Annotated in this window: 18 protein-coding genes; 15 read left to right on the top strand and 3 right to left on the bottom strand. The window is 72.4% G+C overall.

Going from position 1 to position 22118, the window contains the following annotated elements; genetic code table 11:
• Positions 1-45: 45 nt before the first annotated feature.
• The 6 genes from ACQ0O7_RS12760 (at position 46) to ACQ0O7_RS12735 (ending at position 7317) form a co-directional block, all read left to right on the top strand.
• Positions 46-3450 carry an Rne/Rng family ribonuclease gene (locus tag ACQ0O7_RS12760; RefSeq protein WP_430782229.1) on the top strand — a complete coding sequence of 1135 codons (3405 nt, stop codon included), beginning with the start codon at positions 46-48 and terminating at the stop codon, positions 3448-3450.
• A 106-nt stretch (positions 3451-3556) separates the two neighbouring features.
• Complete coding sequence (locus ACQ0O7_RS12755; protein WP_430782228.1) at positions 3557-4084, top strand: hypothetical protein; 528 nt, start codon at positions 3557-3559, stop codon at positions 4082-4084.
• A gap of 164 nt (positions 4085-4248) precedes the next feature.
• Complete coding sequence (rplU, locus tag ACQ0O7_RS12750) at positions 4249-4563, top strand: 50S ribosomal protein L21 (protein WP_430782227.1); 315 nt, start codon at positions 4249-4251, stop codon at positions 4561-4563.
• A 7-nt stretch (positions 4564-4570) separates the two neighbouring features.
• The gene (gene rpmA / locus ACQ0O7_RS12745) at positions 4571-4828 is read left to right on the top strand and encodes a 50S ribosomal protein L27 (protein ID WP_430782226.1); all 258 of its coding nucleotides are present in this window, start codon (positions 4571-4573) and stop codon (positions 4826-4828) included.
• A gap of 488 nt (positions 4829-5316) precedes the next feature.
• Entirely contained in the window at positions 5317-6822 is a 1506-nt protein-coding gene (gene obgE / locus ACQ0O7_RS12740; RefSeq protein WP_430782225.1) for a GTPase ObgE, read from the top strand.
• 57 nt (positions 6823-6879) lie between these two features.
• Positions 6880-7317: a GNAT family N-acetyltransferase gene (locus tag ACQ0O7_RS12735; RefSeq protein WP_430782224.1), complete on the top strand. Its 438-nt coding sequence runs from the start codon at positions 6880-6882 to the stop codon at positions 7315-7317.
• On the opposite strand, the gene trpS is transcribed toward ACQ0O7_RS12735, so the two are convergent.
• Positions 7306-8271: a tryptophan--tRNA ligase gene (gene trpS / locus ACQ0O7_RS12730; protein ID WP_430782223.1), complete on the bottom strand. Its 966-nt coding sequence runs from the start codon at positions 8269-8271 to the stop codon at positions 7306-7308. The two genes, ACQ0O7_RS12735 and trpS, sit on opposite strands and share 12 nt — an antisense overlap.
• A gap of 215 nt (positions 8272-8486) precedes the next feature.
• Between trpS and pepN the strand changes: the two genes are divergently transcribed.
• The 7 genes from pepN to ACQ0O7_RS12695 all read left to right on the top strand — a co-directional run bounded on the left by pepN (position 8487) and on the right by ACQ0O7_RS12695 (position 15507).
• Entirely contained in the window at positions 8487-10982 is a 2496-nt protein-coding gene (gene pepN / locus ACQ0O7_RS12725; RefSeq protein ID WP_430782245.1) for an aminopeptidase N, read from the top strand.
• Positions 10983-11049: 67 nt separating this feature from the next.
• Positions 11050-12552, top strand: a complete 1503-nt coding sequence (locus tag ACQ0O7_RS12720) for a hybrid sensor histidine kinase/response regulator (RefSeq protein ID WP_430782222.1) — start codon at positions 11050-11052, stop codon at positions 12550-12552.
• Between the two features lie 14 nt (positions 12553-12566).
• Positions 12567-13172: a nicotinate-nucleotide adenylyltransferase gene (gene nadD / locus ACQ0O7_RS12715; protein ID WP_430782221.1), complete on the top strand. Its 606-nt coding sequence runs from the start codon at positions 12567-12569 to the stop codon at positions 13170-13172.
• Between the two features lie 39 nt (positions 13173-13211).
• Complete coding sequence (gene rsfS / locus ACQ0O7_RS12710) at positions 13212-13607, top strand: ribosome silencing factor (RefSeq protein ID WP_430782220.1); 396 nt, start codon at positions 13212-13214, stop codon at positions 13605-13607.
• The gene (locus tag ACQ0O7_RS12705) at positions 13604-14206 is read left to right on the top strand and encodes a histidine phosphatase family protein (RefSeq protein WP_430782219.1); all 603 of its coding nucleotides are present in this window, start codon (positions 13604-13606) and stop codon (positions 14204-14206) included. Before rsfS ends, ACQ0O7_RS12705 begins: the two co-directional genes overlap by 4 nt.
• Before the next feature lie 35 nt (positions 14207-14241).
• Positions 14242-14640 carry a hypothetical protein gene (locus ACQ0O7_RS12700; RefSeq protein ID WP_430782218.1) on the top strand — a complete coding sequence of 133 codons (399 nt, stop codon included), beginning with the start codon at positions 14242-14244 and terminating at the stop codon, positions 14638-14640.
• 18 nt (positions 14641-14658) lie between these two features.
• Positions 14659-15507, top strand: coding sequence for a DegV family protein (locus tag ACQ0O7_RS12695; protein ID WP_430782217.1), 849 nt, complete (start codon positions 14659-14661; stop codon positions 15505-15507).
• Here the strand turns inward: ACQ0O7_RS12695 and ACQ0O7_RS12690 are convergent.
• Positions 15495-16514, bottom strand: coding sequence for a hypothetical protein (locus tag ACQ0O7_RS12690; protein WP_430782216.1), 1020 nt, complete (start codon positions 16512-16514; stop codon positions 15495-15497). The two genes, ACQ0O7_RS12695 and ACQ0O7_RS12690, sit on opposite strands and share 13 nt — an antisense overlap.
• Before the next feature lie 79 nt (positions 16515-16593).
• Positions 16594-17790, bottom strand: coding sequence for a methyltransferase (locus ACQ0O7_RS12685; RefSeq protein ID WP_430782215.1), 1197 nt, complete (start codon positions 17788-17790; stop codon positions 16594-16596).
• An 894-nt stretch (positions 17791-18684) separates the two neighbouring features.
• On the opposite strand from ACQ0O7_RS12685, the gene ACQ0O7_RS12680 reads away from it, so the two are divergent.
• Entirely contained in the window at positions 18685-19542 is an 858-nt protein-coding gene (locus ACQ0O7_RS12680; RefSeq protein ID WP_430782214.1) for a helix-hairpin-helix domain-containing protein, read from the top strand.
• A 338-nt stretch (positions 19543-19880) separates the two neighbouring features.
• The gene (locus ACQ0O7_RS12675) at positions 19881-22085 is read left to right on the top strand and encodes a ComEC/Rec2 family competence protein (RefSeq protein ID WP_430782213.1); all 2205 of its coding nucleotides are present in this window, start codon (positions 19881-19883) and stop codon (positions 22083-22085) included.
• Positions 22086-22118 lie beyond the last annotated feature (33 nt).

Here is a 22118-nt window from a genome sequence, read left to right as displayed (position 1 = left end):
AGCGCTCACCCGCGCCCGGGGTCGCCGAGAACTGGAGAGCGCCCCATGCTCGATAACGAGCCCCCAGTCAACCTGGGAGATCAGGGCGGTGAACGGGATGGAGTCACCACTCCACCCGCGGACGCCGCCGCCGGTACCACCCCCGCTCGCCGGACGCGGGCCCCGCGTCGCAAAGCGGTAGCGCCACCCCCGGAGGCCGCCGAGGCTCCGGCCGATGCCTCCGCCCCGGCTGAGGCTCCGGCCGAGCCGGTCGCGCCGGTGAAGAAGGCCACCCGGGCCCGCCGGAAGAAGGTGGAGCCGGTGGCCGAGGAGACCGTGGAGGCCCCGGCCGCCACGGAGACCCCGGACGGTCCGGCCGCCGAGGTCGCCGACGCTCCGGTCGCGCCGGTGAAGAAGGCCACCCGGGCCCGCCGGAAGAAGGCGGAGCCCGTCGCTGAGCAGCCCTCGCTGCTGGAGACGCCGGCTGAGGACCCGACTCCGGCCGACGTCCCGGCCGAGGTCGTGGTGACCCCCGAGCCGGCCGCTACCCCCGAGCCCGCCGCGAAGACGGTGACGCCCGAGCCGGCCGTCGTCGAGGAGCCGGTCGCCGAGGACGAGGACGAGGCCGCCCTAGTCGAGGACGCCGCCGTGCAGGCCGCCTCGGCCGCGCGGGCCACCGCCGTCCCGGTCGTCGGCATCCTGCCGCTCGACGACGACTTCGTCGAGGAGGAGCCGGCCCGCCCGTCCCGCTCCCGCCGTGGCGCGCTGCCGCCCGCCGTACTCTTCATGCCCCCGGAAGCCACCGAGGCCGCGCCGGCCGCCCCGGCGAGCCGTCGCCGCCGCCCGGTCGCCGAGCCGCCGTCGGTCGCCGCCGCCGAGTTCCCGGCCGCGCCGGTGACCGAGCCGGGCACCGACGCCACCGCCACCGAGGCCGAGACCACCGTGGTCGCCGCCGAGCCGGCCGAGGGTTCGCGCCGCAGCCGTCGCCGCCGCCGGGGCGCCGCCGAGGAGACCGCCGAGGCCGCGATCACCGAGGCCGAGCCGGTCCTCGAGGAGGCCGACGAGACCGCCGACGACGTCGAGGACGGCGACGGTGACGACAACGACGATGACGAGGACGGCGCCGCCGGCCGCCGCCGCCGTCGCCGGGGCCGCCGGGGCCGTGGACGTGGCAAGGGCCCGTCCGACGAGGCCGACGACGCCGACGGTGACGAGAGCGACACCGAGGAGAGCGCCGAGGCGTCCGCCGAGGACGGCGACGACGACGAGGAGAGCGAGGACGGCGAGGGTGACGGTGTCACCCGCCGCCGTCGCCGCCGGCGTCGCAAGGGCTCCAGCGGTGACTCCGATACCGGTGGCATCGAGGACGGCGTGCACACCGTGGTGCGGGTCCGCGAGCCCCGCCGCAGCTCCGACGAGGTGCAGGGGGTGTCCGGCTCGACCCGGCTGGAGGCCAAGCGCCAGCGCCGCCGGGACGGCCGGGAGCAGCGCCGGACCCGCCCGCCGATCCTGAGCGAGTCGGAGTTCCTGGCCCGCCGCGAGGCCGTCGACCGGGTGATGGTGGTCCGGCAGAAGGCGGACCGTACCCAGATCGCGGTGCTCGAGGACGGCATCCTGGTCGAGCACTACGTGTCCCGGTCGACGTCCGGCACCATGGTCGGCAACGTCTACCTCGGCAAGGTGCAGAACGTGCTGCCGAGCATGGAGGCGGCGTTCGTCGACGTCGGCCGTGGCCGCAACGCGGTGCTCTACGCCGGTGAGGTCAACTGGGACGCCACCGGGCTGGAGGGCCGGGCCCGCTCGATCGAGCAGGCGCTGCGTTCCGGCGACTCGGTGCTGGTGCAGGTCACCAAGGACCCGATCGGGCACAAGGGTGCCCGGCTGACCAGCCACATCGCACTCTCCGGCCGGCACCTGGTCTACGTGCCGAACGGCAACGCGTCCGGGATCAGCCGGAAGCTGCCGGACACCGAGCGCAAGCGGCTCCGCGACATCCTGAAGAAGCTGGTGCCGGACGGCGCCGGGGTGATCGTCCGGACCGCGGCCGAGGGCGCCAGCGAGGACGAGTTGGCGCGTGACGTCAAGCGGCTGCAGGCGCAGTGGGAGGACATCCAGGCGCGGGCCGCCGACGGCAACGCCCCGAGGGCGCTGTCCGAGGAGCCGGACCTGGTGATCCGGGTGGTCCGGGACCTCTTCAACGAGGACTTCAACGACCTGGTGGTGCAGGGCGAGCAGGCGTACGGCGAGATCGAGAACTACCTGGACTCGGTCTCTCCGGACCTGGTGGAGCGGCTGCGGCGGCACACCGGTGCGGCGGACGTCTTCGCCGAGTGGCGGATCGACGAGCAGATCCTCAAGGGCCTGGACCGCAAGGTGTTCCTGCCGTCCGGTGGCCACCTGGTGATCGACCGCACCGAGGCGATGACCGTGGTCGACGTCAACACCGGTAAGTACACCGGTGCGGGCGGCAACCTGGAGGAGACGGTCACCCGCAACAACCTGGAGGCGGCCGAGGAGATCGTGCGCCAGCTGCGGCTGCGCGACCTCGGTGGCATCGTGGTGATCGACTTCATCGACATGGTGCTGGAGAGCAACCGGGAGCTGGTGCTGCGCCGGCTGACCGAGTGCCTGGGCCGGGACCGGACCAAGCACCAGGTCACCGAGATCACCTCGCTCGGCCTGGTGCAGATGACCCGGAAGCGGATCGGCGCCGGCCTGCTGGAGGCGTTCAGCGAGAACTGCGACCACTGCAAGGGCCGCGGTCTGATCATCCACCCGGAGCCGGTGCCGGAGAAGCGGTCGAACGGTGGCGGGGGCGGCGGCAACAACGGCAACGCGGCCGGCGGCCAGGTGAAGGTGGTCGCCGCGGCGGTCCGCACCGAGGCTCCGGTCCAGCAGCAGCCGGCGCAGTCCTCGTCCCGGTCGCGGCGCCGCCGTGGTGGGGCGGAGAACGCGCCGGTGGAGACGCCGGCCGAGACCGTGACGCCGGTGGCCGAGGTCGTGGCGCCGCCCGCCGAGGCGGTGGCCGCGCCGGCCGAGCCGGTGGCCGTCGAGGAGGCCGGTCCGGCCGCTGAGGTGGCCGAGGTGCCGCCGGTGGCCGAGCCGCCCGCCGCTCCGGTCACGCCGCCCGCTGCTCCGGTCACGCCGCCCGCCGCGGTGGCTCCGCCCGCGCCGGTCGCGGGGTCCGGGATCGTCCGCCGGGTGCAGCCGGTGCTGACCACCTCGGATGACGACGACTACGACATGAGCGGCTACGACCTGTCCCGGTACGATGCGCCGGCCGAGCCCAACGGCTCGTACGGGTCCGAGGCTTCGAACGGGACCGAGACGGAGCCGATGCGGCTGGCCGGGGCGGACGACCCGGACGCGGCCGACGACGACGAGGACGAGGACGACGACGCGGTGGGTGCCGGCACCGGCACCCGGCGCCGGTCGAGGCGGGGCGGCGCGCGCCGGCGTACCCGGCCCTGAGCTGTGTGAACCGGCCCGGCAGTTACTTGTAAAGAAAGTTAACTGCCGGGCCGGTTCTTCCGTTACCCTCGGCGGGATCGATCCCTGTCCCCCGAGGAGACCGGCTATGCGTACTCCTGCCCTCGTCGCGGTGGCGATCACCACCGCGCTCCTGACCGGCTGCTCAGGCGGCGCCGACCCGGGCTCCCCGGCCGCCACTCCGGCCGCCGCCGGTGGCGTGACCTCCGCGCGGTCCGAGACGCCGGATCCGGTCGTGGCCGAGTCGGCGCGGCAGACCGAGAAGCCCACCGACGCCGCGCTCTCCGAGGACACCGAGGCCATCTGTGCCCAGGCGGGCCGGACCAGTGCGAGTTTCGGCAAGACCGTCGCCGAGGACTCCCGGCTGCTGGCCCAGGCGGCCGGTGAGGGTGCGGAGGCGAAGGCGCGGGCCAGGGAGAAGGCCACCCGGGACGTGGAGAACTTCTCCTTCGCGCTGCTGGACATGTCGAAGCTGGCCGGCGACCCGGCGGTGAAGAAGGCCCTCGCCACGATGGGTGCCCAGGTGACAGCGCTCAAGGGGGACGTCACGAAGATCGACGACAAGAAGCTGGCGCAGCTGAAGAGCACCCTGGACAAGGCCTGTGGGCGCGGGTGACGGCCCTGGTTTGGGTCTCGGCCCTGCGATGAAGTAGTCTTTCCGACGGCGCCTTTTCGGCGTGAGTTCCGTGCGCGCTCCAGCAACACCTGAGTGGCCGCCGGATTCTCAGCAACATCCGCCAGCAGCCATGCGGCTGCGTAAGTCTCAGGGAGTCCGCGTCGATGTACGCGATCGTCAAGACCGGCGGCAAGCAGTACAAGGTTGCCGAGGGCGACGTGATCGAGGTTGAGAAGCTCGTGGGGCAGCCCGGCGACGCTCTGACCCTGGCCGCGGTGCTTCTCGTCGACGGTGACAACCTGGTGACCGAAGCGGCCAAGCTTGCCAACGTTACGGTGTCCGGCGAGATCGCCGAGCACACCAAGGGTCCGAAGATCCGGATCCACAAGTTCAAGAACAAGACCGGATACCACAAGCGCCAGGGGCACCGTCAGCCGCTGACCCGCGTCAAGGTGACCGGCATCAAGACCGGGAAGTAGGCGCGCCATGGCTCATAAAAAGGGTGCATCCAGCTCGCGTAACGGCCGTGAGTCCGCTGCCCAGCGACTCGGCGTCAAGCGGTTCGGTGGCCAGCTCGTCAACGCCGGCGAGATCCTGATCCGCCAGCGGGGCACGAAGTTCCACCCCGGCGACCTGGTCGGCCGTGGCGGCGACGACACGCTGTTCGCGCTCGCCGCGGGCAACGTCCTGTTCGGCACCGCGCGTGGTCGCAAGACCGTCAGCATCGTGCCGATCGCGCAGTAGTTTTCTCTACAGCGGGCCGTGGACCTCGGGTCCACGGCCCGCNCCCGCTGTCGTTTTACACACGTAGCGTGGTGACCTGTGGTGCGAACCAGACCGTAAGTCGCCACGGGTCGTCTGGCTCGGATTTGCGTGGTGAGTTGTGGTGCGGATCGGACCGTAAGTCGCCACGTGACGTCTGGCTCAGGTTCGCGTGGTGACCTGTGGTGTGGATCGGACCGTAAGTCGCCACGGGTCGTCTGGCTCGGGTTCGCGTGGTGAGTTGTGGTGTGGATCGGACCGTAAGTCGCCACGGGTCGTCTGGCTCGGGTTTGCGTGGTGAGTTGTGGTGCGGATCGGACCGTAAGTCGCCACGGGTCGTCTGGCTCGGGTTCGCGTGGTGAGTTGTGGTGCGGATCGGACCGCAACTCACCACGTTCATGAGAGTTGTGGTGAGTTGCGGTGAGGATCGAGCCGCACGTCACCACACAGGAAGTGAAGTGGGAGTCGAAGTGACCACGTTCGTCGACCGGGTAGTGCTGCACCTGCAGGCGGGTGACGGCGGGCACGGCTGTGCCTCCGTGCACCGGGAGAAGTTCAAGCCGCTCGGCGGGCCGGACGGCGGCAACGGCGGGCACGGCGGGAGCATCACCCTGGTGGTGGACCCGCAGCGGCACACCCTGCTGGACTTCCACTTCCACCCGCACATCAAGGCCAACAGCGGCGGCGGTGGCGCCGGGGCGAACCGGGACGGCGCGACCGGCCGGGACCTGATCCTCAAGGTTCCGGACGGCACCGTCGTGCAGACCGAGGACGGCGAGGTGCTGGCCGACATGGTCGGCGCCGGCACCGAGTTCACCGTGGCCCGGGGTGGCCGGGGTGGCCGGGGCAACGCGTCGCTGGCCAACGCCCGCCGCAAGGTGCCCGGGTTTGCCGAGCTGGGTGAGCCGGGTGACCGGCTGGACGTGGTGCTGGAGCTGAAGAGCGTCGCCGACGTCGGCCTGGTCGGTTTCCCGTCGGCCGGCAAGTCGTCGCTGATCGCGGTGATGTCCGCGGCCAAGCCGAAGATCGCCGACTACCCGTTCACCACCCTGGTGCCGAACCTGGGTGTGGTGCAGGCCGGTGAGGAGACGTACACCATCGCCGACGTGCCCGGCCTGATCCCCGGCGCGGCCACCGGCAAGGGCCTGGGCATGCAGTTCCTGCGGCACATCGAGCGGACCTCGGTGCTGGTGCACGTGCTGGACGCGGCGGCCCCGGAGATCGAGCGTGACCCGCTCGCCGACCTGGAGGCGATCGAGGCGGAGCTGTCCGCCTACGGTGGCCTGGAGGACCGGCCGCGGATCGTGGTGCTCAACAAGGTCGACATCCCGGACGGGCGCGACCTGGCCGAGATGGTCCGCCCCGACCTGGAGGCCCGTGGCTACCAGGTGTTCGAGATCAGCGCGATGACCCGTGAGGGGTTGCGCGAGTTCGGGTTCGCCCTGGCCAAGATGGTCGCCGACTACCGTGCGGCCAAGCCGGTCGAGGAGGCGACCCGGATCGTGATCCGCCCCCGGGCGGTGGACGACACCGGCTTCACCGTCGAGCAGGACGAGGACGGCGTCTTCGTGGTCAAGGGCACCCAGGTGGAACGCTGGGTGCGGCAGACCAACTTCGACAACGACGAGGCCATCGGCTACCTCGGCGACCGGCTGGAGCGGCTCGGGGTGGAGACCGCCCTGGGCAAGGCGGGCGCGGTCACCGGCAGCCCGGTCCGGATCGGGCTGCGGGAGTTCGACTGGGCGCCCAACGCCGGTGAGTACGTCTCCGGCCCGCGCGGCACCGACTCCCGTCTGGAGGAGCTGGACACCCGCCCGTCGGCGGCGCAGCGGCTCGCGGCCCGTAAGGCCCGGCGGATCCGCAACGACGACGAGATGGTGCACATGGCGGCCGACGGCACGGTCAGCACGGTCACCAACTCGAAGCTGCCGGTGCTGGTCAGCGAGGACGACCTCGATGAGGACACCGACCAATAGGCGGACGGCCAGATCAGCGCAACCCGCCGGAAACGGTCGTCACCTAGAGTCACCGTCGTGCTGATCGAATTCCGAACCTCCCTGGACCCGGAACTGGGCGTTCTGGCCACCGCCGCGCAGCGGGAGCTGGCCGACGCCGGGCTCCGGGCCGGGAGCCGGATATTCGAGCCCCACGACGACGCCGAACACCTGGTCGGCGTGGTGCACGGCCGGGCGGTGGCGTGCGCCACGTGGCGGCCGCTGGGCCCGGGCGAGGCCGAGGTGCGGCGGATCTATGTGCGTCCCGCCTTTCGCGGCCGGGGGCTGGCCCGCCAGCTGATCGTGGCGGTCGAGGAGGAGGCGCTCGCCGTGGACCGGCCGGTGCTCCGGCTGGAGCTGGAGTCCGGGCAGCCCGCGGCGATCGCCCTGTTCCAGTCGTCCGGTTACCGGCCGGTCCGGTCGGCCGCCCCGGACCGGGTGACCTTCGTCAAACAGCTGCCGGCGCTAGTTCAGTAGGCCCAGGGCGGTGCGGGTCCGGCGTACCGCGGCAATCGCTCGTGGACGGACCGCCGCGACGCCCGCGGCCAGGATCTCGCGGACGTGCCCGGGGTCGGCGGACAGCTCGGCGTGCCGCGCCCGGATCGGCGTGAGCAGCGCCTCCACCGCGTCGGTCACCTCCCGTTTCAGCTTGCCGTAGGAGTGCCCGTCACCCGGCGCCCGCCCGGAGCAGGCGGCCAGGATGTCGATCAGGTTGGTGACGCCCGGCTGCCGGTCCGGATCGCGGCGGACGACGGCCAGTTCGTCGGTGACCGCGCGGGCGATGGTCCGGTGCACCACCTCCGGCGGGTCGAGCAGGGCGATCCGCCCGGTACTGCCGCTCTTGCCCATCTTGGCGGACGGTTCGGCCAGGTCCATCACGCGGGCGGCGGCCTCCGGGCGCACCCCCTCGGGCACCGTGAAGGTCTTCCCGTAGCGGGTGTTGAACCTGGTCGCGAGGGTGCGGGCCAGCTCCAGATGCTGGTTCTGGTCCTCACCGACCGGCACCTGATCGATGTCGTGCAGCAGGATGTCGGCGGCCATCAGCACCGGATAGGTGAGCAGGCTGAGCCGCACGTGACCGCCGCCGGCAGACTTCTCCCTGAACTGGATCATGCGGGCCGCCTCACCGAACCCGGCCACGCACTCCAGCAGATAGTGCAGCTCGGTGTGCTCCGGGACCTGTGACTGCACGATGATCGGGGTGCGGTCCGGGTCGACCCCGGCGGCCAGCAGGACGGTGGCCTGTTCGAGAGTGAGGGCCCGTACCCGCGCGGGGTCGTGATCCATGGTCAGCGCGTGCAGATCGGCGATCATCGCGATCGAGTCGGTGTGCGCCTGGGCGGCGAGCAGCGGGCGCAGAGCGCCCAGCAGATTCCCGAGATGCAGGTGGCCGGTGGGCTTGAAGCCGGTCAGGCGGCGGGTGGTCGTCATTTCAGATCTCCAGACTGGGTACGGGAGACCGCCCTGCCCCGGGAGACGTGAGAACACGAAACGGCCGCCCGGAGTCGGACGGCCGCGGAAGGAAGTCGCGCGTGGGTGAGCCGCCCCGTCAGGGCAGCCACCAGTTCGTGCACAGCGCGCGCATGTCGCCCAGCGTACCCCGCCCGGCACCCGGCCTGCGGAGCCGGAACGGCATGATGGTCGGCATGCCCACCCTCACCCGTGCCGAAGCCGTCGAGCGAGCATCCCTCGTCGACGTCGAGGAGTACCATGTCGACCTGGACCTGACCGGCTCCGGGGACACCTTCCGATCCCGCGCGGTGGTCCGGTTCCGCGCCCGTGCCGGCGCCGCCACCTTCCTGGAGTTCGAGCCCGCCGCGGTCGCCTCGATCACCCTGAACGGCGTGGCCGTCCCCGCGGAGGCCTCGACCGGCGACCGCCTGGAGCTGACCGGCCTGGCCGAGGAGAACGAGCTGGTCGTCGACGCGACCATGCGGTACCGCAACGACGGCGAGGGCCTGCACCGCTACGTCGACCCGGCGGACGGCAACACGTACCTCTACCAGCACGTCTTCATCAACAACGCGGGCCGGGTGCTGCCCGCCTTCGACCAGCCCGACCTCAAGGCGGTCTTCCGGGTCAGCGTGACCGCGCCGCCGGAGTGGCTGGTCGCCACCAACGGCGTGCTGATCTCCCGGGACGGCGGCCGCTGGGAGTTCGCCCCCACCAAGCGGATCTCCACCTACCTGGCCACGCTGATCGCCGGGCCGTACCACGCGGTCACCGCCGAACACGACGGCATCCCCCTCGCCCTGTACGCGCGGGCCTCCCTCGCCGAGCACCTGGACGAGCAGGCGCCGGAGATCCTCGAACTGACCCGGCAGTCGCTGGACCGGTTCCACGAGATGTTCGAGGTCCGCTACCCGTTCGGGCAGTACCAGCAGGCGTTCGCCCCGGAGTTCAACTTCGGCGCGATGGAGTACCCGGGCCTGGTCGTCTTCCGGGACGAGCTGATCCCCCGCTCGGCGGTCACCGAGAGCGAGCGGGAACGCCGGGCCAACGTCATCGCCCACGAGATGGCCCACATGTGGTTCGGTGACCTGGTCACCATGGCCTGGTGGGACGACCTGTGGCTGAACGAGTCGTTCGCCGAGTACCTGGGCTCCCGGGTCACCGCCGAGGCCACCCGGTTCACCGGCGCGTGGACCACCTTCGCGATGCAGCGCAAGGCCTGGGGGCTGCGCGCCGACCAGCGTCCCTCCACCCACCCGGTGGCGCCGGCCGAGGTCCGCGACACCGAGGAGGCGCTGCTCAACTTCGACGGCATCTCGTACGCCAAGGGCGCCGCGATCCTCAAGCAGCTGGTCGCGTGGCTCGGTGACGAGGCGTTCCTGGCCGGGCTCAACGACCACTTCAAGACCCACGCGTACGGCAACGCCACGCTCGCCGACCTGCTCGGCGCCCTCTCCGAGGCCAGCGGCCGGGACCTGTCCGGCTGGGCCGAGGTGTGGCTGCGCCGCGCCCAGGTCAACACACTGCGCGCCGAGGTGACCCGGGACGGGGCCGGCTACGCCGAGGTGGCCGTGGTGCAGACCGCCCCCGAGGCGTACCCCACCCCGCGCCCGCACCGGATCGGCGTCGGCCTCTACGACCGGACCGCCGACGGCACCGTGGTGCTGCGGGCCCGCCACGACGTCGAACTGGCCGCCACCGGGCGCACCGTGCTGACCGCGCTGACCGGGCAGCCCGCGGCCGATCTGCTGCTGCTCAACGACGGTGACCTGACGTACGCGAAGATCCGCCTCGACGAGGACTCCGCGGCCGCCGTGCCGGAGCTGCTGCCGCGCCTGGACGACTCGCTGGCCCGCGCGGTGATCTGGGCGTCGGTGCTGGACTCGGTGGTCGACGGCGAACGCCCGGTCACCGAACTGGCCGGCCTGGTGCTGGCCGCGCTGCCCGCCGAATCCGAGGTGGCGGTGATCGAGGACGTGCTGCGGGCCACCCGCGGCCTGGTCGACCGGTACACCACCGCGCAGACCCGGCCGGCCGTCCTGGCCACCCTCGCCGAGGCCGCCGACCGGCTGCTCGCGGTCGCCCCGGCCGGCGACTCCCGGCAGCTCGCCGCGGCCCGCGGCCTGATCGGCGCGACCGTCGACGCCGACCGGCTGCGCGGCTGGCTGGCCGGCGCGAACGTGCCGGACGGGCTGGCCGTCGACGCCGACCTGCGCTGGCTGATCCACTACCGGCTGGCGATCCTGGGCGAGATCGGCGCCGAGGTGATCGAGGCCGAGCTGGCGAACGACCGCAGCGCCACCGGCGAGCAGTGGGCCGCCCGCTGCCGTGCCGCCCGCCCGGACGCCGCCGCCAAGGAGGCCGCCTGGACCGCGATCGTCGGCGACGGCACCCTCTCCAACCGGCTGGCCGATCTCACCGCGAGCGGCTTCTGGCAGCCCGAACAGCTGGACCTGCTGGCCCCGTACGCCGAGCGCTACTTCGCCGACATGCCGGGCATGCTGCGGATCCGGGGCGGGATGAGCGCCGAGCACATCGCCATCTCGGCGTACCCGGCACTGCTCGTCTCGGAGCGGACCCGGCAGCTCGCCGCCGGCCTGCTCGCGACGCCCGGCCTGAACCAGATCCTGCACCGTGTGGTCCAGGACTGGGACGACGACATGCGGCGCGCACTGCTCGCCCGCCGCTGACCGGATTCGCCCGTCCGGCACCCCCGTGCCCGTACGGCCTCGTAGCCTGAGGCCACGGGGGTGAAGGGTGGAGTGGTCCGAGGAGCTGTCCAGTGGCCTGCTGCAGGCCGCACCGGACGCGATCCTGGTCCTGGACGGCGGCCGCATCGTGCTCGCCAACGACCGCGCCGAGCAGATGTTCGGCTGGCCCCGCGCCGAACTCGTCGGCCAGTCCGTCGAGGTGCTGCTGACCGCCGACTCCACCGCCCACTACCCGGAACGGCAGCGGCGGATCCTGGAGGGCGAACCGGGCTCGATCGGCCATATCGTGACCACCGTCCGCCGCCGCGACGGCACCGAACTACCCGTCGAGTCGTCCACCACGGTCATCGACACCGCCCAGGGCCGGCTCGCCGTCGCGGTGGTCCGGGACGTGACCGAACGGCTCCGGGCCGAACAGGAGAAGGACCGGCTGCGGGCCGAGGCGCACGCCCACCGCAGCCGCCGCCTGGAGAGCCTCGGCCAGCTCGCCGGGGGCATCGCCCACGACTTCAACAACATGCTCGGGGTGATCCTCAACTACGCGCACTTCGTGATCGAGGAGGCGCAGTCCGAGCAGCCGGACCTCGCGATGATCGCCTCCGACGCCGCCCAGGTGGTCCGGGCCGGCGAGCGCGGCACCGACCTCACCCACCAGCTGCTCTCCTTCGCCCGGCGGGAGGTGGTCCGCCCCCAGCCGGTCGACCTGAACCGCCGGATCGCCGAGACCCGGGAGATGCTGCGCCGGACCGTCGGCGACCAGATCGTGCTGACCGTCGAACCCGGCCCCGACCTGCCGACCGTCACCTGCGATCCCGGCCAGCTCGAACAGATGCTGATCCACCTGGCCCAGAACGCCCGCGACGCGATGCCCGGCGGCGGCCGGCTGGAGATCGGCACGGCACTGCTCGGCGACCGGGTGGTGCTGCGGGTCAGCGACACCGGCCGGGGCATGACCGCCGAGGTGGCCGAGCGCGCGTTCGAGCCGTTCTACACCACCAAGGGCAGCGGCGAGGGGACCGGACTCGGGCTGGCCACCGTCTACGGCATCGTCACCCAGGCCGGCGGGGAGGTGTCCCTGACCAGCGAGGTCGGGATCGGCACCACGATCACCGTGCTGCTGCCGGCCGGGGAGCCGGTCGCCGTGGCGCCGAGCCCGGAGGAGCCGGCCGGGACCGGGGCCCGCGGGGAGACCCTGCTGGTCGTCGAGGACGAGGACGCCCTGCGGGACGTGGCCGGGCGGATCCTCAGCGGGGCCGGGTACCGGGTGCTGTCGGCGGAGGGCGGGGTGCAGGCGCTGGAACTGGCCGCCCGGCACGACGGGGAGATCGATCTGCTGGTCAGTGACGTGGTGATGCCCGGGATGCTGGGCAAGGAGCTGGCCGAACGGCTCGTCGTAGTGAGGCCGGGCACACGGGTGCTCTACATGTCCGGGTACGCCCAGCCGGTACTGGCGTCGCAGGGGACCCTGGATCCTGGCGTAGCGCTGCTGGAGAAACCCTTCACGGCCAACGACCTGCTCACAGCCGTACGACGTCGTCTGGATGGTTGAAATATATTCACCATATGTCGGGTAAGCGTATCGGGATCATGGGTGGGACGTTCGACCCCATCCACCACGGGCACCTGGTCGCGGCGAGCGAGGTCCAGGCGCGATTCGATCTGGACGAGGTGATGTTCGTCCCCACCGGCCAGCCGTACGAGAAGGGCCGGGTCTCGCCCGCCGAGGACCGCTACCTGATGACGGTCGTCGCCACCGCCTCCAACCCGCGCTTCCACGTCAGCCGCGCCGACATCGACCGGGACGGTCCCACCTACACCGTCGACACGCTGCGGGACATGCGTGCCGTCTACGGGCAGTCGGCCGAGCTGTACTTCATCACCGGCGCCGACGCCCTGGCCCGCATCATGTCGTGGAAGGACGCGCTGACCATGCTCGGCCTGGCGCACTTCATCGGCGTCACCCGGCCGGGTTTCGAACTCAGCAACGAGCACCTGCCGGCCGACAGCGTGACCCTGGTCGAGGTCCCGGCGATGGCCATCTCGTCCAGCGCCTGCCGAAACCGGGTGGCAGCCGGGCTGCCGGTCTGGTACCTGGTACCGGACGGTGTCGTGCAGTACATCAACAAGCGGGGCCTGTATCGGGACTCGGGGACTGCCGACCCGGTGTGAGACGCTTGATGTCCTGACACCCGACCGAGGGGACCCCTTTTGCCCGTCACCGAACGCGCTCTCGAACTAGCCCTGGCGGCCGCACAGGCCGCAGCGGACAAGAAGGCGCACGACATCTCCATCATCGACGTCGCCGAGCAGCTCTACATCACCGACGCGTTCGTCATCGCCTCCGCCTCCAACGAGCGGCAGGTGATCGCGATCGTCGACGCGATCGAGGAAGCACTGGTCCACCTCCCGGAGAAGGCCAAGCCGGTGCGGCGCGAGGGCGAGCGCCAGGGCCGCTGGGTGCTCCTCGACTTCGTCGACATCGTGGTGCACGTCCAGCATGCCGAGGAGCGCGAGTTCTACGCCCTCGACCGCCTCTGGAAGGACTGCCCGATCATCCCGTTCGTCGACCGGGACCTGGCCGAAGCCGGCGCCGAGGCACCGTGACCCGCCTCATCGTCTGGCGGCACGGCAACACCGACTGGAACGCGAGTTCCCGGTTCCAGGGCCAGGCCGACATCCCGCTCAACGAGCTGGGCCGCCGCCAAGCCGCCGACGCCGCCGATCTGCTGGCCCGGCTGTCCCCGGACGTGATCGTCGCCAGCGACCTGAGCCGGGCGTACGAGACCGCCACCGCGCTGGCCACCCGCACCGGGCTCGACATCCGGCCCGACCAGCGGCTGCGGGAGCGGTTCTTCGGCGAGTGGCAGGGCCTGACCACCGACGAGATCCGCGCCACACACCCCGCGGAGCACGCCCGGTGGAAAGCCGGCGACGACGACCTCGGCTGCGGCGTGGAGTCCCTCGACGACCTCGGCAAACGGGTCGGCGACGGGCTGCAGGACGCGGCCCGTCTCGCCCCCGGCGGCACCGTCGTGGTCGCCTCCCACGGTGGGGCGGCCCGGCAGGGTGTCGGCCAGCTGCTCGGCTGGCCACGGGAGCAGATGCGCACCCTGCGGGCCCTGCAGAACTGTCACTGGGTCGACCTGACCCACGACGACTCCCGTGGGTGGCAGCTGGCGGCGTACAACGTCGGGGTTCTCTGAGGGAACCGGATCCGTTCCGGTAACGTCTGATCACCATGCTGATCCGTAAGACCGTCGTCCCCGCCGCGCTGTTCCTGGCGCTCACCGCCGGTTGCGCGAACAACGCTCCGATCGACGCGGGCGGAGTCCCCGAGCCCGCCTTCTCGAGCTCGGCCCCGGCCTCGGCCCCGCCCTCGCTCGCGCCGTCGGCCGACGGCTCCGCGGAACCGGGGTCGGTCACCCTGACCGGCACGGTGAGCGCCGGCGTCGAACCGAAATGCGTCCTGCTCAAGGACGGCACCGGCGACCACCAGCTGATCATCAGGGACGAGAGCCTGCGCGCCAAACTCCGCCCCGGGGCCTCGGTCACCGTCGTCGGCAAGGCCCAGCCCGGCCTGATGACCACCTGCCAGCAGGGGCAACCGTTCGAGGTCACGTCGCTCACCGTCAACTGAGTCGAGTACCTTGCCTGCATGACCATCGCGGTTGTGACCGACTCCACCGCGTACCTGCCGGCCGAGCTGAGCGGCACGTATGACCTGACCATCGTGCCGCTCACCGTCGTGATCAACGGCTGGGACGGGCTGGAGGGCATCGAGGTCTCCCCGGCCGAGGTGGCCGGCGCGCTCACCGCCCGCCGGGCCGCCGTCAGCACCTCCCGGCCGGCACCCGCCCAGTTCACCGCCGAATACCGCCGCCTGCTCGACGCCGGCGCCGACGGTGTCGTCTCGGTACACCTGTCCGCCAAACTCTCCGGCACCCACGAGGCCGCCCAGCTCGCCGCCGCCGAAGTCGGGCCCCGCGTCCGGGTCGTCGACAGCGGCACCGCGGCGATGGGCCTCGGCTTCCCCGCGCTGGCCGCCGCCGCGGCCGCCCGCGACGGCGGAGACCTCGACACCGTCACCCGGGCGGCGAGCGCGGTCGCCGGCCGGGTCACCACCCTCTTCTACGTCGACACCCTGGAATTCCTGCGCCGCGGCGGCCGCATCGGCGCCGCCTCCGCCCTCGTCGGCACCGCCCTGTCGGTCAAACCGATCCTGCACGTGGAAGACGGCGCGGTCACCGTCCGCGACCGGGTCCGGACCGCCGGACGGGCCCTCACCCGCCTCGTCGACCTCGCCGTCGAAGCCGCCGGCACCGGCGAGGCCGACATCGCGGTCCACCACCTGGGCACCCCCGCCCGGGCGTCAGCCCTCGCCGGAGCACTCGGCGACCGGCTCGGCGACCGGCTGCGCGACTGCTACCTCACCGAGGTCGGCGCGGTCGTCGCGGCACACACCGGACCAGGGCTGGCCGGCGTCGTCGTTCATCAAAGACCCTGATCATCCGGTACGGGCCACGAACTCGCGGACCAGCGCGGCGGCTCGTGCCCGGTACGGGTCAGATGGGGCAGCAGATCCGCCCACGGCACCGTACGGTCCCCGAACGTCACCTCGTCGGCCTCCGGCAGCAGGATCGGCCCGTCCGCCGGCCACAGCGCCCGGGTGCGCCAGCCGTCCACCATCGTCAGCGCGGCCTCCCCCGGGGCCGGGTGCCGGGCGTACTCGTGCATGGCCAGCAGGCACTCCGCCCGCCGCGTGGCCCGGAACAGCTCGTCGTCCGGACCCGGCCGGTAGGGAACCGTGCAGCCGTTCTCGTCACTCACGTACGCCATCGGGCTCAACGGGTGCGGCGACGTCACGAACAACCGCTCCACCTCGGCGAACAGGGCCGGCAGGTGCGGGCTGCCGGCCGCCGTCACCAGCAGGGTGCCGCGCTCCGGGGCGAACGCCACCGGGGCGCCGCCCAACTGCTCCGCCAGACGGGACAGCCAGCCCGGGAGCAGCAGATGCGAGGTCCAGTAGGCGTCGCCGTCATCCACGAAACGGACGGTCGTCACATCGCCTTGGATGGTGGCGCCGGTCAGATTCGCCCGGGCGGTGGCGAAGATGAGGTCCGCGGTGGAGCGCCAGGTGGCGGACTGGGCCTCGGTCACGTACGTCATCGTGTCGGGCTGATCGACGACCACGAACTCCGACAGGAACGGCAGAACCGGCCGGTGCAGCGGGGAACCCGGGACCGAGCCCCGCAACACCGGGCGCAACAGAGGCGCCGCCTCCCGCCACGACACCGGGACCCGCAACAACTCGGCGATCAGATCGTCCGGGGTACGGCGGCCGGACAGAAACGGGGCCAGCGGCAGAATCGTCGGCTCCGCGTCACCCGGCGCGGTGAAACGGATCTCGAACGGGCGGGACAGATAGCGGGCGTCCGTGACACCGGCCCGGCGCAGGCGGCGAAGCATCCGGCCGGCCAGGCGGGCGCGGGCGATCCTGCGGAGCAGGCCCACGGGATCCTCCCTTCCGGTCACCGCCTCCTATCAGTGGGCGCTTATGACCTGCGGTTATCTGTCACCGGCGGCCGTCCCATCACCGGCGTCTCGCCAGGATCGCGCGAGCGTCGAGATCATCGTCGGTCAGCACCGTGGCAGTCAATCCGTGACGTTCCACCACCTCGATCGCGGCCCGCGTCTGCGCCTCGGTGATCTCCGAGATGAGCAGGCCGGTGGGGGACAGCCAGTCGGCGGCGCCCGCGACCACCCGGCGGAAGATCGCCAGCCCGTCGTCGCCGCCGTCCAGCGCCGTGTGCGGTTCGTGATCGCGGGCTTCGGCGGGCAGAAACGGGATGTGGCGGGTCGCCACGTAGGGGACATTGGCCAGCAGCAGGTCGATGCGCCCGCGCAGACGCGGTGGCAGGGCGTGGAATAGGTCGCCCTGATGAACTCGCGGCCGGTCCTGTCCGCCCGCCTCCGCCCAGGGGTCCGGCCGCTGCTGAACGCCGGATTCGTCCCAGGCTTCCGGGGGTGGCTGTTCGTCGTGGTCCTCCGGTGCGCCCGGCTTCCCTGGCGTGCTCGGATTTCCTGTCGTGCCCAGGTCCTGTGTTGTGTCCGGGTTCCCTACCGTGCCCAGGTTCTGTGCCGTGCTCGGGTTTCCTGCTGTGCCAGGGTTCTGTGCCGCGCCCGGGTTCTGTGCTGTGTTCGGGTTTCCTGCTGTGCCAGGGTTCTGTGCCGCGCCCGGGTTTTGTGCTGTGCCCGGGCTCCCTGCCGCCCCCGCGTTTCGTGCCGTGCCTGGGTTCGGTGCCACGCCCAGGTTCTCCGCCGCGCAGGTCACGGCGACCGGGTCCAGGTCGGCGGCGTGCAGGCGGATGTCCGGTCGGCGGCTTCGGAGTGCGAGGCCGAGAGCGCCGGAACCACAGCACAGGTCCACCACCACTGCCCGCGGGCCGATCTCGGCGGCGGCCAGCCGAACCAGCAGCTCGCTGCGGACCCGGGGGACGAAGACGCCGGGGCGTAGGCGCACCCGGACCCCGCAGAAGTCCGCCCAGCCGACCACCTGCTCCAAGGGCTCGCCGGAGACGCGCCTCGCCACCAGGGTGTCCAAGAACTCCGTGCCGGTGACCGACCTCACGGTGAGGGCCGCCTCCGTGCTGGTGGTCGCCTCCACGCCGGTGGTCGCCTTCGTGGCGGTGGCCGCCTCGATCAGGATCGCCGCCTCGTCCTCCGCGAAGACGCAGCCGGCGGCCCGCAGCCGGAGCACCACCGAGGCAAGCGTATCGGGTTCGGGCACGGGCGTCCTTCGGTTGTCCACAGTGACGAGTTGTCCACAGGGGTGTGAGCGGCGGAGCTTCCAGGCTCCTACGGTCAGGCCGTGCGAGAGGCGAAGGATAGCGGTGACGTGGTGGGAGCGCGGCTGCGGGCGGTGCTCTCCGAAGGTACGGGCCGGGGGCCGGTGCTCTCCTCCGGGGCTGGCCGGAGGCAGGCGCCTGCCACGGGTGTCCGCCGTGGGGCGGTTCCTCCCACCGGTCTTCATCCAGGGGCCGGCTCCTCCCCGGAGCCGGTTTCCGCCGCTGGGCCGGGGCGGCGGCCGGTGCCCGACGAGGGGCCGTTGGAATGGGCTGACATCGTCCCGGCCTGGGGCTCGGAGGAGGATGACCTCACCCCTTTCGGGGCGGATTCCGGGACCGGTTCGCCGCCGTCCGGTGCGTCCGGTTTCTCCGCCGGGCCGGATCGGGACGGCGGTCCGCCCGGTGGCGTCTTCGACGGCTCTTCAGGTGAGCCGTCCGGGGCTGTTGAGCCGTCCGGAGCTGTTCCGGGACCCGGAGCAGGCTTTCCCTGGGATGCACCAGGGGTGGTGCGCGCTGTTACTCCCGGGCCGGGCTCTCCGGCGCGGAGGCCGTCCGTTGCCGGACCGGGTCTTCCGGCAGGACCGGGCCTTTCGACGGGTCCGGACTTTTCGACGGGACCGGGCCTTCCGGCTGGACCGGCATCCGAGTCGGGTCATTCGTCTACGGATGGCCTCGGGTTCGGCGTTGAGCGCGGTTCTGGGGATGGCTTCGAGAAAGAGCAGGGCGGTCATCCCGGTGTGACACCGGTTTCCAGACCGGCTCCGGCTCATGGCTCTCACACGACGGAGTCGTTCCGGCGCGTGTCGCCGTCACCTTCAGGGTCATCCGCTGCGCCGATGTCATCTCGGCCGGAGCCGGCTGTGCCGATGGCTAACACGTCGGGGGACTCCGATTTCTCTGTTCAGTGGGAGGAGGCGTCTGCGGACGATCTTGATGGGGCCAGAGGTGGTGGCGGGCTCAGTTCGGCGGGGGCGTTCGAGGGTGAGCGCCGTCAGTGGCTGCACGCCTTCGATCCGGGGCGGCCCGGGGTTCGGGCGCTGACCGCCGTCGCGGTGGTGGTCGTGCTGGTGGCGGCTTTTCTGGCGTGGCGGGCCCGGCCCCGGCTCGACGAGGTGGCCGGCCCCGGCGGCGTCGCCGCTGTTGACGACGGTGCGGCCGGTGGACCCGGCGAGATCGGCACGCTGGGCGGGACCGGTGCGACCGGTGGGATCGGGGTTCCTGGCGGGACGGGTGTGCCTGGGGCGGCGCGTGGTTCGGCGGTCGAGGTGGTGGTGGCGGTCGGCGGGAAGGTGCGCAAGCCGGGACTGGTGCGTCTCAGCCCGGGTGCCCGGGTCGCCGATGCTCTGGAGGCAGCCGGTGGGGCGAACCCGGGGGTCGACGTGGCCGTCCTCAACCTCGCCCGGCGGGTCGTCGACGGTGAGTTGATCATGGTCGGTGTCACCCCGCCGCCGGGCGCCATCACCGGCCCACCCGCCGGCACCGGAGCGCCCGGCCCCGGCGGCGCACCGGTGAACCTCAACACCGCCACCCTCGCCGAGCTGGACGGGCTTCCCGGGGTGGGGCCGGTGCTCGCCCAGCGGATCCTCGACGCCCGGGAGTCGCAGGGTGGCTTCCGGGCGGTCAGCGATCTGCGGAAGGTGAGCGGGATCGGCGACTCCCGCTACGAACAGCTCAAGGACCTGGTGACGGTCTGATGGCCAGGCCGGCGCCTGACTCGCGAAAGGTCCCGGATCTGCGGCTGGCCGGGTTCGCCATCGGTCTCTGGATGGCGGCACTGGCCGCGTTGCACGTTCCGGCTGTCTGGGGCTCGGCGATCGGGGTCACCGCCCTGACGGCAGCGATCCTGACCGTCGTGGTGCCGCTGCTGCCCACTTCGCGGGGTGAGGGCCGGTGGGCGGAGAGGGCGCGGCCTTCTTCGCGAGGCGGGAGCCGGTGGGCGGAGAGGGTGCGGCCTTCTTCATGGGGCGGGGGTCGGTGGGCGGGCAGGGTGCGGCCTTCTTCGTGGGGCGGAGGTCGATGGGCGGCGGGGGCGATGCCCTCTTCCCGGCGCGGGGCGGCGGAGGGCTGGGCGGGCGCGGTTCGGTGGATCGGGGTGGCGGTGCTGCTCGGGGTGGGGTGTGGGGCTGTGGCCACGGCGGCTCGGGTGTCGGTGCGGGAGGCTCCGATGCTGGCGGAACTGGTGGCGAGCGGTGCCACCGTACGAGCGGAACTGGTTGTCCGGGACGACCCGCGGCCGCTCGCACGGACCGCGGGGCCACCCACCTTCCTGGTGGCCGTCGACTTCGAGACCGTCGTGGCGGAAGGGGCCGCGCCGATCCGGCTGGCCGCTCGGGGACTGGTGCTGGGGTCGGATCCGGGGTGGCGGGGGCTGCTTCCGGGTCAGCGGGTCGCCGCCGGTGGACGGCTGATGCCTCCCCGGCCCGGTGACCTGCGGGCCGCGGTGCTCTCGGCCCGGAAAGCGCCCGAGCCGATCGGGCAGCCGTCGTGGGCGCAGCGGGCGGCCGGTGTGCTGCGCGCGGGGCTCCAGAAAGCCTGTGAACCACTGCCGGACGACTCCGGCGGGTTGCTCCCAGGCCTGGTCGTCGGCGACACCAGCCGACTGGATCCGGGGCTGGAGGAGGATTTCCGTACCACCGGATTGACGCATTTGACCGCTGTGTCAGGTACCAACATCACGATCGTGGTCGGCGTCGTGCTCTTCGTGGCGCGGCGGGTGGGCGCCGGTCCGATGCTCTGCGCGCTGGCCGGCGCGGTGGCGCTCGTCGGCTTCGTCATCCTGGCCCGGCCCTCGCCCAGTGTGATCAGAGCCGCGGCGATGGGCACGATCGGGCTGATCGGGCTGGCCGCCGGACGGCCACGGGTGGCGGTTCCGGCGCTGGCGGCGGGCGCCGTGGTGCTGCTGATCGCCGATCCGGAGCTGGCGTCGGACGCCGGGTTCGCGCTGTCGGTGCTGGCCACGGCCGGGCTGCTGCTGATCGCCCCGGTCTGGCGCGACGGGCTGCGGAGGCGGGGCTGCCCGGCGGGTGTGGCGGAGGCTCTGGCGGTGCCGGCCGCGGCCCAGGTCGCCTGCGGCCCGGTGGTCGCGGCCATCTCCGGGACGGTCAGTCTCGTCGCGGTTCCGGCGAATCTGGTCGCGGTTCCGGCGATCGCCCCGGCCACGGTCTTCGGGGTGGCGGCGGCGATGCTGTCCCCGGTGTGGCCGGCGGCCGCCGAGTTCGCGGCGTGGATCGGGCACTGGCCGACCGAGTGGCTGGTGCTGATCGCGCACACCGGCGCCCGGGTGCCGTCGGGGGCGCTGCCGTGGCCGGGCGGGACCTTCGGCGGGATCCTGCTCGCGGTGCTGACGGTGGCGTTCCTGTTCGCGGCGCGGCGGGTGATCGTACGGCGGCTGGCGCTCGTCATCGCTCTCGGCGCGATCATCGGGGCTCTTCCGGTGCGGTTGCTCGCCTCCGGCTGGCCACCGCCCGGCTGGCTGGTGGTGGCCTGCGCGGTCGGGCAGGGTGACGCGCTGGTGCTGGCGGCCGGGGCGGGACGGGCGGTGGTGGTGGACGCCGGGCCGGAGCCGAACGCGGTCGACCACTGTCTGCGCCGGCTCGGGGTTCGTACCGTGGTGATCCTGATCGTCAGCCACTTCCACGCCGACCACATCGGTGGGGTGACCGGAGTCTTCCGGGACCGCGAGGTGGGCGCCGTGATCGGACCGGACTGGCCGGAGCCCGCGGGTGGCCGGGCCGCCGTCGAGGAGGCCGCCGCCGGGGCCGGGATCGCGGTGCGGGCGGCCGGTCCGGGCTGGGTCTGGACGGTCGGTGACCTGCGGCTGGAGGTGCTCGGCCCGGTCACGCCGATGCGGGGGACGAACTCGGACCCGAACAACAACTCATTGATCGTACGGGCGGTCTCCGGTGGCCGTTCGGTGCTGCTGCTGGGGGATGCCGAGACGGAGGAGCAGGAGGAACTGACGGGCGTGTACGGGGCCGGGCTGCGGGCCGACGTGCTGAAGGTCGCCCACCACGGGAGTGCTCTGCAGGATCCGGAACTGCTGGACGCGGTGGATCCGGCGGTGGCGCTGGTGTCGGTCGGGCGGGACAACGACTACGGGCACCCGAACCCGTCGTTGTTGGGCCGCATCGCCCGGGGCGGGGCCACGATCACACGTACCGATGAATTGGGGGATGTCGCGGTTGTCACGGTCGACGGCGGCCTGGCGGTGGCCGGGCGCGGTGACCCACCGCCATGAGGGGTGCGACACGCCGGAGGAGTAACGCGATCG

The organism is Actinoplanes sp. G11-F43 (genome assembly GCF_050589265.1).
Taxonomy (GTDB): domain Bacteria; phylum Actinomycetota; class Actinomycetes; order Mycobacteriales; family Micromonosporaceae; genus Actinoplanes.
The sequence above is the reverse complement of the archived record's forward strand: the minus strand, read 5'-3'. Positions and strand labels throughout refer to the sequence as shown.